The 12,632-nt window shown below is 66.4% G+C and carries 8 protein-coding genes; 6 read left to right on the forward strand and 2 right to left on the reverse strand.

What is annotated here, in order from left to right; translation table 11 throughout:
- Nucleotides 1–59: 59 nt before the first annotated feature.
- From CYFUS_RS35535 to CYFUS_RS35550, 4 genes are read left to right on the forward strand one after another with little or no spacing between them, the layout of a single operon-like run.
- Entirely contained in the window at nucleotides 60–2,627 is a 2,568-nt protein-coding gene (locus tag CYFUS_RS35535) for a penicillin-binding protein 1A (protein WP_198316250.1), read from the forward strand.
- A complete protein-coding gene (locus tag CYFUS_RS35540) occupies nucleotides 2,624–3,970 on the forward strand; it encodes an FG-GAP repeat domain-containing protein (RefSeq protein ID WP_095989263.1) in 1,347 nt (448 codons plus the stop codon). The genes CYFUS_RS35535 and CYFUS_RS35540 overlap by 4 nt, the downstream gene beginning before the upstream one ends.
- Nucleotides 3,967–5,355 carry a peptide ABC transporter substrate-binding protein gene (locus tag CYFUS_RS35545; RefSeq protein ID WP_095989264.1) on the forward strand — a complete coding sequence of 463 codons (1,389 nt, stop codon included), beginning with the start codon at nucleotides 3,967–3,969 and terminating at the stop codon, nucleotides 5,353–5,355. Before CYFUS_RS35540 ends, CYFUS_RS35545 begins: the two co-directional genes overlap by 4 nt.
- Complete coding sequence (locus CYFUS_RS35550; RefSeq protein WP_095989265.1) at nucleotides 5,352–7,001, forward strand: ATP-binding protein; 1,650 nt, start codon at nucleotides 5,352–5,354, stop codon at nucleotides 6,999–7,001. The genes CYFUS_RS35545 and CYFUS_RS35550 overlap by 4 nt, the downstream gene beginning before the upstream one ends.
- 28 nt (nucleotides 7,002–7,029) lie before the next feature.
- Here CYFUS_RS35550 and CYFUS_RS35555 read toward each other — a convergent pair whose 3' ends face one another.
- A complete protein-coding gene (locus tag CYFUS_RS35555; protein WP_095992433.1) occupies nucleotides 7,030–7,431 on the reverse strand; it encodes a spore germination protein GerW family protein in 402 nt (133 codons plus the stop codon).
- Nucleotides 7,432–8,199: 768 nt separating this feature from the next.
- Between CYFUS_RS35555 and CYFUS_RS35560 the strand changes: the two genes are divergently transcribed.
- A complete protein-coding gene (locus CYFUS_RS35560; RefSeq protein WP_157758850.1) occupies nucleotides 8,200–9,330 on the forward strand; it encodes a restriction endonuclease, SacI family in 1,131 nt (376 codons plus the stop codon).
- A 648-nt stretch (nucleotides 9,331–9,978) separates the two neighbouring features.
- A complete protein-coding gene (locus CYFUS_RS35565; RefSeq protein WP_095989267.1) occupies nucleotides 9,979–11,235 on the forward strand; it encodes a DNA cytosine methyltransferase in 1,257 nt (418 codons plus the stop codon).
- Nucleotides 11,236–11,281: 46 nt separating this feature from the next.
- On the opposite strand, the gene CYFUS_RS35570 is transcribed toward CYFUS_RS35565, so the two are convergent.
- Complete coding sequence (locus CYFUS_RS35570) at nucleotides 11,282–12,535, reverse strand: DEAD/DEAH box helicase (RefSeq protein ID WP_095989268.1); 1,254 nt, start codon at nucleotides 12,533–12,535, stop codon at nucleotides 11,282–11,284.
- Nucleotides 12,536–12,632: the final 97 nt, after the last annotated feature.

Raw genomic sequence — 12,632 nt, forward strand, 5'->3', positions numbered from 1 at the left:
GCATTCCGGATCCCCGCCCGCCGGTTTAACGTCGTCCCCCCTCGCCGTCCCCGTACCCCATGACTTCCTCTCCCTCCTCCTCGACTCCCCCGGCGCCCGCGCCCCGTTCCGGTCCGGGAGGCCGGCTGTGGCGTTGGACGAAGCGGCTGCTGGTGCTCGCGGCCGTGGCGGGGGTGCTGCTCGTGCTCGGCTGCGCGGGCGTCTATTTCTACTTCAACCAGGGCCTGCCCTCGGCCGAGGCGCTGCGCAACTATGCCCTGCCCCAGGTGACGAAGGTGCGGTGCGCGGACGGCTCGGTGTGCGCCGAGTACTTCCTGCCCCAGGGCCGGCGCACCGTGGTGGACATCGGGGATCTGCCGCCCCACGTGCGCAACGCCTTCCTCGCCGCCGAGGACGCGGACTTCTACAACCACGCGGGCCTGGACTTCTTCGGCATGACGCGCGCGGCGGTGAAGAACCTGATTCCCGGCAGCCGCAAGTCCGGCGCCTCCACGCTCACGCAGCAGGTGGTGAAGAACATGCTGCTCACGCCCGAGCGCAGCCTGTCGCGCAAGATTCGCGAGTGGATCCTCACTCCACGCGTGGAGCAGGCGCTCACCAAGGATCAGATCCTCAGCCTCTACATCAACCAGGTGTATTACGGGCAGGGCCGCAGCGGCATCGAGGAGGCGGCGCTCTACTACTTCGGCAAGCACGCGGAGAAGCTGAGCCTGGGCGAGGCGGCGGTGCTGGCGGGCACGGTGCAGTCGCCCAACCGCATCAACCCCGAGCGCAACATCGTCAAGGCCAAGCAGCGCCAGCGCTACGTGCTCGGGCAGATGGCCGCGCACGGCTTCGCCCCCCAGGCGGAGGTGGACAAGGCGCTGGAGAAGCCCATCGTGCTCGCGCCCCGACCGCCCCTGGAGCAGGGTCTGTACTACGCCGAGGAGATCCGCCGCACGCTCGTGGCGCGCTACGGAGAGGAGGCCGTGCTCAGCGGCGGACTGCGCGTGGACATCGCCATGGATCCCAAGCTCCAGGCCGTGGCCGACGACTCGGTGCGCAAGGGCCTGGAGGCGGTGGACCGGCGCCAGGGTTACCGCGGCCCGGTGGGCACCATCGAGCTCGCGCGCTTCGAGCGGCTCAAGCCCCTGCTGGCCAAACAGGTGGAGGAGGCGGGCCGCCGGCAGAAGGAAGGCGCCTCCGTCGCGGATCTCACCACGCTCGCGCAGACGGAGGAGCCGCCGCCCGCGGTGGCCGGCGCCCCGGTGGAGCCCACGCCCACGGAGGAAGAGGAGGACGCCACGCTGTCGCCCGACGAGAAGCTCGCGCAGGGCGTGGCGCTCGCGCCGCTCGTCGAGGGCCTGCGCGTGGCGGGCGTCGTCACCCTGGTGGATGACACCGCGAAGAAGGCCCGCGTGGACCTGGTGGGGCGCATGGCGGAGATTCCCTTCGCCTCCGTCACCTGGGCCCGCCTCAAGGGCAAGAGCGCGCCCACGAAGATGTCGCAGGTAGTGAAGCCCGGGGACATCGTGCACGTGCGCGTGCTGCGCGTCACCCCGGCGCCCGCGCTGCTCGACGCCACGTTGGATCAGGTGCCGCTCGTGCAGGGCGGCCTCGTCGTCATCCGCCCCACGGACCGGCACGTGGTGGCGCTCGTGGGCGGCTATGACTTCACGCGCTCGCCCTACAACCGCGCCACCCAGGCCCGGCGCCAGCCCGGCTCGTCCTTCAAGCCCTTCATCTACGGGGCCGCGCTCGGCAGCGGGCGCTTCACCCCCATCACCACGGTGAACGACGCCCCCGAGGCCATTCGAGATCCCTACACCGGCAAGACGTGGAAGCCGCAGAACTACGACCGGACCTTCGAGGGCCCCATGACGCTGCGCACCGCGCTCACCAAGTCCAAGAACACCGTGTCCGTGCGCATCATCGAGGCCATCACCCCCGCAGCCGCCATCGACTTCGCCAACCGCGCGGGCATCCGCTCGCCCCTGCCGGAGAACCTCACCCTGGCGCTGGGCACCGGCGAGGTGAGCATGCTGGAAGCGGCCAACGCCTACGCCACGCTCCAGGCCAATGGCCGCTACGCCGAGCCCCTCCTGCTGCTCAAGGTGACCAACGCCCAGGGCAAGGTGCTCGAGGAGCACCAGCCGGCCTTCGAGGAGAAGCTGCCCCCGGCGGTCGCCTACCTCACCACGTCGCTCATGCGCAGCGTGGTGGAGGAGGGCACGGCGCGCGCGGTGACGGAGCTCAACCGCCCCGCCGCGGGCAAGACGGGCACCGCCAACGAGAGCCGCGACACCTGGTTCTCCGGCTACACCGCCGACTGGGTGGCCAGCGCCTGGGTGGGCTTCGATGACCACTCGCCCCTGGGCAGCTCGGAGACGGGCGGCCGCGCCCCCCTGCCCATCTGGCTGGAGTTCATGCGCGCCGCGCACCAGGGGCTGCCCTCGCGCGAGTTCGACGTGCCCCCGGGCGTGGTGCAGGTGCGCATCGATCCCGCCACCGGCCTGCTCGCGGGCAACTCCGTGCCCGGCCGGCTCGAGTCCTTCCTCGAGGGCACCCAGCCCACCGCCGAGGCGCCTCCGCCCGGCCACGCCTCCGAGACCGACTTCTTCCTCCAGGAAGGCAGCCGGGGGCTGTGAGCCGCGCCCTCGCCGCCGCGCTGCTGCTCGCCGCCGCCCTCGCCGCCGCCGCCGAACCGGCGCCCGCGCGCGCCGCCCTCGAACGGCTCGCCCTGACGGTGGCGAAGGACGTGGGCGAGGCCCGGCCCGAGGCCCCCGTGGCCCTGTTCCTCTCGGGCGCCGCCCCCGAGCTGCGACGCGCCTGGGGCACGCTGCTCGCCGCCCGCCTGGCCGAGCGGGGACTCGCGCCCTTCGTCCTGGACGCCCCCTCGGCCGAGGCCGCGGAGCCGCTCGCCCGGGAGCGGGGAGCCCGTGCGCTGGTCCGGCTCTCGCTGAACCTGGAGGCCGGGAAGCTCCACGCGCGTGGCGACGTGGTGGGGACCTGGGTGAACTTCTGGTCCGGCCGCACGCCCTCGCGTCCGCCCGCTCCCGCCGCGGCCCTCGTCCACGCCGTGGAGGCGGATGCCGCGGTCCTCGCACTCGCCGCCGTGGCGCCCCCTCCCGCGCCCCCTCCCGCCACCGGAACGCCGCGTCCCCTCCGCTTCGTGGGGGCCTCCTTCGCGCACCTGTCCACGCCGCCCGCGGCGCTCGCGGCGGGAGATCTCGACGGGGACGGACGAGATGAGATCGTGGTGCTCACCGAGCGAGCCGTCCAGGTGTTCGCCGCGGACGGGCGCCTCGTCGCCGAGCGCTCGCTGGAGGTGCTGCCCCCCTCCACCGCGGCCACCCGCGAGCCCTTTGGCTCGGTGGCCGTCCTCTCCGGGCCTCCGCGCATCGCCGCGTTCTCCACCCGCTTCGCCCACGGCACGGTGCTGGCACTGGAACAGGGCACCTTGCGCTTCGTGTCCCGGCTCGAGGCCGTTCCCCTGGGACCGGAGGCCCGGGGCGCCTTCGTGCCGGGACAGACCGCGTTCGCCCCCGAGGTGCGACTCGGCCCCGGAGAGCAGCGGCTCGAGCACGTCCCGGCACGCTTCACCTCCTTCAGCTCCTTCGGCTCCCAGGTCCTCCTCGTCCACCCGGACGGCTCGGGCTCCTTCTACGCCCAGCCCTCGGCGGCCCCGGTGTCACTCTCGGGGCTCGGCGCGGGCACCATGCTCGGAGACGTGGACGGTGACGGGGTACCGGAGCTGCTCACCACCTCGCCCGAACTCCAACCCACGCCCGACGTCCTGCGCGTCTTCCCGACGAAGGGAGGCCTCTCCTTGTCGCGCGAGCCGCTCTGGCAGGGGCCCCTGCCCGCGGGCCGCGCGCTGCTGGGGGTGACGGCCAACCTGGACGGGGACTCGTTCCGCGAGGTGCTGGTGGGGCTCACCCGGCCCGATGGCTCGGGCGAACTCTTCCTCCTGCGCCAGGGTGCGCCATGACGCTCCGCTCCGCCCTCCTCGCCAGCCTCCTGCTCCTCGGCGCCACCCCGGCCCGGGCGGCGGGACGGATTCCCTATGGGGGAGAGCTGCGCCTCGCCCACACGGGACCCGCCACGCCCACGGTGCCCGCCCTCGCCGATACGCCGCTGGAGGCCACCCTGCTCGGGCTCGTCTCCCGGTCCGTCTGCCAGCTCACCCCCGAGGGACAGGCAGCGCCCGCGCTCGCCCTGTCGATGTCCCGCCCCTTTCCCCAGGTGGTGCGACTGGTCCTGCCCTCGCCCGCCCAGGCGCAGGCGCTCGCCCAGGCCTGGACCCGGCTCTCCAGCCCCGAGGAGGCCTCGCCCTACCGCGCGCTCCTCTTCCCCCTGCGCGACGAGGGCCGGCGGCTCTCCGCCACGGGCGACACCCTGGAGCTGACGCTCGCCTTCCCCTGGCCCGATCAGGAGCGGGCCCTGTGCCACCCCACCCTCGCGCCGCCGCGCTCGTCCGCCGCCGCGCTCGGTCCGTTCTCCTACTCCATCGCTACCGCCCAGACCCTGGACGCGAGGCTCTCCTGGCCTCCCGGGCGGCCGTACCTGGACACGCTGCGCGCGCGCGCCACCGACGAGCGGGGACTCGCGCGACTGCTGTCGACGCACGGCACCCAGGTGGCGCTCGGCGTGCCTCCGGATCCGGGAAGCAGCACCGGCGCGGCGCTGTACGCCACCTATCTGGCCTGGTCGCCCCGGCGGGTGCCGACGGAGTTCCGGCAGGCGGTGGAGAACGCGCTGGACCGCGAGGATCTCACGCGCCTCTTCGTGCGCGGGCCCGCCGAGCCCATGCCGCACCTGTTGCCCGCGGCGCTGATGCCGAAGGCCGCGGGGCCTCGTCCGCCCCGCCCGCCCGCGCCTGCCGGAGGGAGGCAGGTGACGCTGCTCCACGACGCGGACAACGAGGATCAACGCGCGGTGGCCGAGCGGCTCCAGGTGAAGCTGCACGACCAGGGCTACACGGTGGCCCTGACGGCGCTGCCCCGTGCCGAGCTCCGGGCGCGCTGGGCGAAGGGGGACTACGAGCTGATGCTCCACTCGCTGCTGCTGCCCCCGGTGCCGGGCCCCGCCCTGGCGGTGGTGCTGGACGCGGCGGGCCGCAAGGATCTGCTGGGTGTGGAGTTGCCTCGCATCGGCGCGCTGCCGGACGCGGCGGCGCGGGACGCCCGGGTGCGCGAGCGGGCCCTGGTGCTCGCCCCGACCCTGCCGCTGCTGCCGCTCTATGCGCAGGGACTGGCGCTTCGCGCCGAGCCGGAGGTGGGTGGACTCGTCTTCGATGCCCAGGGGCTGCCCGTGCTGGAGGGCGTCTGGCTCGCGCCGGCCCCGGCGGCGGGGGGCTCGGGAGGGAGGAGATGAGGCTGAGGACGCGACTGGCGCTGGCCTTCGCGCTGCTGGCCCTGGTGCCGCTGGCGGTGATGGTGCCCTTCACGCTGACGCGGCTGCGCGCCACGCTCTCGAGGAGCCTGGACGCGCGGATGGAGGGGGCCACCACGTCGGGGAAGGAGGCGATTGATCGGACCGCGGCCACGGTGCGCCGGGCGGTGGAAGAGCTGGTGGAGAGCCCCGCCCTGGAGGATCTGGCGCGCGAGTCCCGCGATGCGCCCTCTCGGGCGATCCGGGCGGACACGGCGCGGCCGTTGATGAAGAGCCGGGGCCTCACGGTGTTGTCACTGTTCGACAGGCAGGGGACGACGCTGTCCTCGGGGCACCTGCCGGCGCGCCGGGGGGATCCGGATCCGGTGCTCTTCGCGCTGACGCGGGAGAAGTCGCCCCAGCCGGTGCCGGTGACGGTGTCGGTGCGGGGGAACGAGGGACTGCGCGAGGTGCCCGCGCTCGTCACCGCGAGGCCGGTGGACTACGGGGACGCGCGGCTGTGGGTGGTGGGGGGAGTGTTGCTGGACGAGGGACTGGCGGCGCACCTGTCACGGCTGACGCAGGCGGAGGTGACGCTGCTGTCGGGCGGCGCGGTGGTGGCGAGGGCGGGCAAGGTGACGCCGCCCACGGTGGCGCGGGTGTTGCCGTTGAGCGAGAGCATCTCGGTGCGGCTCGTGTTCAGCCGGGCGGCGGAGCGCGAGGCCACGTTGGGGGTGCTGCGCTCGTTCCTGCTGCTGGCGGGATTGGGGCTGGCGTTCGCGGTGCTGCTGGGGCTGCTGGTGGCCCGGCGCATCACCCAGCCGGTGGAGGCGCTGACGGAGGGCGCGCGGCGGGTGGGCCAGGGGGCGATGGACGAGCAGGTGCAGGTGAAGACGACGGGCGAGGTGGGCGAGCTGGTGAAGACGTTCAACCACATGACGACGGAGCTGCGCTCGACGACGGAGCGGTTGGTGGCGAGCGAGCGCGTGGCGGCGTGGCAGGAGGTGGCGAGGCGGCTGGCACATGAGATCAAGAACCCGCTGACGCCCATCCGCATGTCGATCGAGACGTTGCTGGCGGTGCAGGACGCGAAGGACGCGCGCTTCCCGACGATCTTCCGCCAGAGCGCGGGAGTCATCCTGGAAGAGGTGGACCGGCTGAGGCGCATCGTGGACGAGTTCAGCCAGTTCGCGCGCATGCCCAAGCCGCAGTTGGAGCCGGTGGACCTGGGAGAGCTGGCGAAGAACGTGTTGTCGCTCTACGCGACGCCGCCCGAGGGGATTCACCTGCACTCGGAGGTGCAGCCGGGGGTGGTGGCGCGAGCGGACAGGGATCAACTGACGCAGGTGCTGGTCAACCTGGTGAAGAACGCCGAGGAGGCGATGGCACGAGGGGGCGGTGACCTGCACGTGCGGGTGAAGGGAACGGAGCGGGAGGCACTGGTGGAGGTGCAGGACAGCGGCCCCGGGATTCCGCCCGAGCACCGCGCCCGCATCTTCGAGCCCTACTTCACGACGAAGGAGGGCGGCACGGGACTGGGGCTGGCCATCGCCGCGCGCATCCTCCAGGAGCACGGTGGCAAGCTGGACGTGGGCGGAGAACCGGGCCAGGGCGCCTGTTTCACCCTGTCCCTGCCCCGCTCCGTTTGAGCGCCAGAAAGCCGTTCCTCCAGGCATGTCACCACGCGAAACGCCTGCGGCCGAATCGCTGGTCCTCCTTGAGGAAGCGGCCTACGAGTTGCTTGCCGATTGTAAGCAGGAAGAGACCCACCAATACCTGCACACCCAAGACGATACGGTTGGCGTCCACCGCCGGCATCCACCGCACCTTTCCATTCCTCACGATGAAGGCCCCAGCGGGCCGAACATTCAAGCCAACGCCAATGCCGTAGCCCTTGGCGGCATTCTCCTCTGCCTTCGCTCCCTCGGTGGCAGGACCTTCGCCCCCACCACCGCCCCCTCCGCCCCTTACCCAGGCAGCAGGAACCAGAGTCACCTCGCCTTGTTGGATGGGCTCTCCGAAAACGCGCCGAACGTTGAAGGAATCACGCGCCCTGTCGATGACCTCGTTGACGTCCATGGTGTCACCCCACTGTTCGAGGAGGTTCCCCGCTGAGGTATGCACCCACTGGAGGCTCGACATCTAGCGCTTGTCCGGATGCCGCGACGGGCAAGGAGGCTCGACCAATGCGCCTAATGCCAGGAGGCATGGAAGCCGCCAGGGTATGCAGCCAAGCTTGATTCCCCATCAACCGAGCCTGAGCGGTGAAGGGTTACGCCACTTTTTGGGCTATTCCTCTGACCCCAAGCTCGCTTACCCGCCCGAGTACCGGGCCCGCGTTTTCGAGCCCTTTCTCACAACAAAGGAGGGAGGCATTCCTCTGGCCATCACCGCGCGCATCCTAGGAGCACGGAGGGAGCACTGAGGCGAGCTGAACGTGGGCGACGAACCGAATCAGGGCACCTGATACACAGCCCCTGTCCCCAGAGCATTAACTTCCTGTTCACTCGGGGAATTAGCCACAAAGACTACCTATCAGATCTAGCCGCAACCAGAGCAACCGCACCATCAAACCATTGAAATAACTCAGCCCAACAACCAAAACCAACACGCAAGGTCAACCACATGATCTCGACATATCAGGTACTCTCCGGGCAAAAACGATGAGAACTCCCACAACCTGACAGGTCAACACCCAACACACTGCGTCACTCATATATGCAATTTTCGATGAGCAGCCTCTCTTTAAATCAGAAAATCTTCACCAGCAAATTAGCAATTTTACAATCGCCAACTGTGTTGTTCCGATCTGAAGCTAGCTCTCACCCATTACGCTCAAGTGAGGGCATGATGCAGATCGACAAAGAAAAGGCACTACAGGTTTTAGAAGCAGAAGTAGCATCCACATCTCCTTCCCCCTCCAACTGGTGTAAGCGAGTTGAGGCACTAAGCCTAGCTTGCGAGCACAGCAACAAAACGTTCATAGCTGCACTTGGAACAGCACTCCTAGCAAAGTCAGTCGAACTAAGCGTGGACCCCTTTGCTCTTAAGGACAGCTCAGGAACTCGTGGATATTCAGCAAGGAGTTTGTGCAAGGACGTACTCGCCGCACATGCGCCTAGACTGCATATTAATCTAGGGGTGAGAGGCAGAGAGCCCTTGAATAATCAGCCGTTTTTTGCCGAGGACCGCATTTCAGCGGAGCTTCCTGTCCGCGCAAGTGGACGCGAACCACTTCGCCTTCTTCTTGAGGCATTAACGGCGCTTGACGCCATTACGGATTCCCAAAAGGCACGTGCTGCCCTTCGAGCGTTTTTGCTTGTTCGCAAAGACAACACTGAGGTTCACTCAATCAGCAAAGATGCTGGCGACAAACTCACAGAGACAACGCTGCTTCGTATCATTCAAACGTTCGTTTCTGAAAATTCAGAATCAGGGAAACGCGCCCAAGCAGTAGCAGCGGGCCTCATTGATACGGAGTTCGGAGCACACCGCGTTGACGTTGGGAAGATCTTCGATCCGAGCAGAAAATTCCCTGGAGATATTATCGTCAAAGACCAAACGGACAATTTGATCACCCAAGCATCAAATTTAGCGCAGGACTCTGCATCACTCCCCTATGACAATCCGCGAGCAACACTGACTTACGAAGTTCGCGACAAATCCGTTACAAGCGAGGATCTCTATCATCTAGCAAGGCGCGCACTAGATCACCAAGTCACAAGGGCAGTCATGCTTGCGGTGGCCAACCAAGCACCAATGGGCGCAAAGCTAAACGACGCCATACACTGGTCGCTACAACGTGGGGTCAGACTACACATGTATGTTGGTTGGGAATCCTTTCTTCGCGACTCTTTATTCCGAGGGCGAGACAACACCACCCCCGGGTCTGCCTACCGCGCAATACACAAAAGACTCAACCAAATTGAAGTATCAAAAGAAGGAATAAAGCGATGGGTAGATTTAGCAACCCCATGAACGACACACTCCATTCACTCCAGACCACCCACACCAATCAATCAAGCGACCACAACTGCTCTCGCCAATCATGGCTCACCAAACGAACCAATAACTTGCTGCCCCAGCAGATAAAAGTGAGAACAACAGAGCAGGAGGGAGGAATCCATGACGGAAACGAAACGGTGCATAACATGCGCGTTTGAGCCCCGGGTTACAAACCAAGGCCATGGGCCCACTGACTGGTTCACCAGCACAATCCGCACCGAGCAGATCAGCACGGAACTTGCTTGCAGAGTTTCCACCAGACTTTGCCACGCACCGACGTCCGTGCCGGACATGACACCAAGGCGCATGTTCCCGGAACAGCCACATCTAACGGTGTGGTTCCCTCAGTGGCCAACCTCAAGGGCTACATGTCGGAGCAACAACTACCAGCAGCAATCGTACCAACCAAGATTTTCGCGCACTTCGCGCACTTCAACCGCGAAAGAAGCGTCGACAGCACTACACAGTGCCCCATTCTGCAACAAGAAGCTTCACTCCTGGCGTTTTCGACTTGCCCCCTACCTAAAAAGTTGGCACCTTATCCCCAACCTTATCCATCAACAGGAGGGAGCCGGCCAAGGAGGTTGCAAGCCGCAATCCCCGTGGTAAAGCTCCTTTGCCATGAGCAAGCAGCCCAAAATCATCAGCCTCTATTCTGGAGCAGGAGGTCTCGACTATGGGTTCGAGGCCGCAGGTTTCGACACTGCTGTCGCTGTGGAATTTGACAAACAGTGCTGTGAAACATTACGTCGCAACCGTCGTTCCTGGCGAGTGGTCGAACGCAGCATATTCGACGTGCCTACTAAAGAAATATTGAAACTGGGGGCACTAAAGCGCGCAGAGGTTGACTTGGTTATTGGTGGCCCTCCATGCCAACCATTTTCTAAGTCTGCTTACTGGGTGAAGGGCGATACATCCCGGCTCGACGACCCTCGCGCAGATACGCTCGCAGCGTACATGCAAGTCATCGAAGAGGCTCTCCCTAAAGCATTCCTTTTAGAGAATGTAGGAGGCCTTGCCTTTTCAGGAAAGGACGAGGGACTCAAGCTTCTGCTCGACAAAATCGAGCGAATAAACAAGAAAACAAAAAGTAATTATGTACCTTACTACCAAATAGTGAATGCCGCAAACTATGGTGTTCCTCAACTGCGGGAGCGTTTTATCCTCGTGGCCTCCAGGGAGGGTTTGCCGTTTAATTTCCCCAGTCCCACACATGGCGAGCCGCAACCAGACCTCCCTCTCTTCCCCATGAAGTCAAGCTCCGTCAAGCTGTTGCCTTATCGAACAGCGTGGGATGCAATTGCCGATGTTCGTCCTGCCCTTGGAGAAAAGCTTTCGGTTCAAGGCAAGTGGGCAGCTCTTCTTCCGTCGATTCCAGAAGGACAGAACTACCTCTTTCACACGGATCGCGGTGGCGGCGTTCCTCTTTTTGGGTGGCGCAGACGCTATTGGCAATTTCTATTGAAGCTTGCAAAAAATCGTCCATCTTGGACAATCCAAGCTCAACCAGGCTCTTCGATTGGACCCTTTCATTGGGAGAACCGTCGTTTAAGTGCTCAAGAACTGTGCCGCCTGCAGACTATCCCAGACGATATTGTTATCACTGGCGGTCGAGTTGAAGTACAACGCCAAATTGGCAATGCGGTCCCCTCGCTGCTTGCAGAGGTTCTTGCACGCGCAATCCGAACCCAATTGCTTGAACTCTCTCCTGAGACCGGTGCTCTCAAATTGATGCCCCCTGATCGCTCACCAGCACCGCCTCCTAACAAAGTTGAGCCAGTTCCAGACCAATACCTTCATCTTAAAGGTGATCACGCGCCTCACCCAGGAACGGGGAAGGGAGAAGCAGCTCTGGCTAGAGCAAGGAAGAGTGCATAAGCACATCCAGCAACAAGAGTCATAACTTCTTCCTCATTAGGAAACGCTAGCGCACATTCCTCTTGTGCGTCCGCGCGTGCCGCCCGGGTGCCTGGCCCTCGGTCTTCTTCACGCCCTGGTCCTTCTGCGGCGGCCCGGGGTCGCGCTGGGCGGCCTCCCGCCGCGCCATCTCCGCCTGGAAGACCGGATCCTCTCGCGGCACCTCCGCCCGGGGAATGTTCGCGCGCATCACCCGCTCGATCTTCTCCGTCATCTGCCGGTCCTTCGCCGTGACGAACGTGGAGGCCACCCCGCTCGCCGAGGCCCGTGCCGTGCGCCCAATCCGGTGCACGTAGTCCTCCGGCTCGTGCGGCAGGTCGTAGTTGATGACATGCCCCACGTCCTCCACGTCCAGCCCCCGCGCCGCGATGTCCGTGGCCACCAGGCACCGGTACGTCCCGTCCCGAAACGCCTGCATCGCCTGGTTGCGCTGGTTCTGCGTCCGGTCCGCGTGCAGCACCCCACACCGGTACCCCGCCCGCTGCAGCGCCTTGTGCACCTTGTCCGCCCGCTCCTTCGTCCCCGCGAACACCAGCGCCGTCGCCTCGTCCCTCGCCAGCAGCGCGAGCAGCAGCGCCGACTTCTCCTCGGGCTTCACCACGTACAGCCGCTGCTCGGCGCGCTCGGCCGGCGTGCCACTGCGCGTCACCTCCACCCGCACGGGCCGGTGCAGTTCCGCCGCCGCGAAGTCGCTCACGTCCGGACTCAGCGTCGCGGAGAACAACAACGTCTGCCTCCGGCGGGGCAGCGCCGCGAGAATCCGCTCGAGCTGCTCCTGGAAGCCCATGTCCAGCATCCGGTCCGCCTCGTCGAGCACCAGCGTCCGCAGCCGCGTGAAGTCCACCAGGCCCGACTTCAACAGGTCCACCAGCCGCCCCGGCGTGGCCAGCACCAGCGTGGGCCGCCGCTCGAGCGCCCCCGCTTGCGCCCCCATGTCCTCGCCTCCGATGACCACCGCGTGTGACACCCCGCGCGACTCGCCGAAGAAGCGCACCGTCTCGGAGATCTGCTGCACCAGCTCGCGCGTGGGCGCCAGCACCAGTCCCAGCGTCCCCTCCTGACCCGCCAGGCGCTCCACCAGGGGCAGCACGTACGCGGCCGTCTTGCCCGTCCCCGTGGCGGCACACCCGATGACGTCCCGCCCCTCGAGCGCCGGAGGAATGGCTTTCGCCTGGATGGGGGTGGGCCGCGAGAACCGGGCACGACGCACGGCGTCGAGCGCCTCGGGGGACAGTCCAAGCTGGGCGAAGGTGTCGGTCACCCGGCCGGGGGTATCACGCCCCCCGAGGTAGGACCACCGGGCCTTTCGTCCCCCCACCCTCCCCAGGCGTCCCGGCCAGGACTCCGAGTCCTCGTCC

The organism is Cystobacter fuscus, from assembly GCF_002305875.1.
GTDB classification, from domain to species: domain Bacteria; phylum Myxococcota; class Myxococcia; order Myxococcales; family Myxococcaceae; genus Cystobacter; species Cystobacter fuscus_A.

Bases quoted from the DNA above. Each gene is read 5' to 3' on its own strand.
- CYFUS_RS35545 (WP_095989264.1), top strand. From the start codon at position 3,967: ATGACGCTCCGCTCCGCCCTCCTCGCCAGCCTCCTGCTCCTCGGCGCC.
- CYFUS_RS35565 (WP_095989267.1), top strand. From the start codon at position 9,979: ATGAGCAAGCAGCCCAAAATCATCAGCCTCTATTCTGGAGCAGGAGGT.
- CYFUS_RS35555 (WP_095992433.1), bottom strand. From the start codon at position 7,431: ATGGACGTCAACGAGGTCATCGACAGGGCGCGTGATTCCTTCAACGTT.
- CYFUS_RS35535 (WP_198316250.1), top strand. From the start codon at position 60: ATGACTTCCTCTCCCTCCTCCTCGACTCCCCCGGCGCCCGCGCCCCGT.
- CYFUS_RS35550 (WP_095989265.1), top strand. From the start codon at position 5,352: ATGAGGCTGAGGACGCGACTGGCGCTGGCCTTCGCGCTGCTGGCCCTG.
- CYFUS_RS35560 (WP_157758850.1), top strand. From the start codon at position 8,200: ATGATGCAGATCGACAAAGAAAAGGCACTACAGGTTTTAGAAGCAGAA.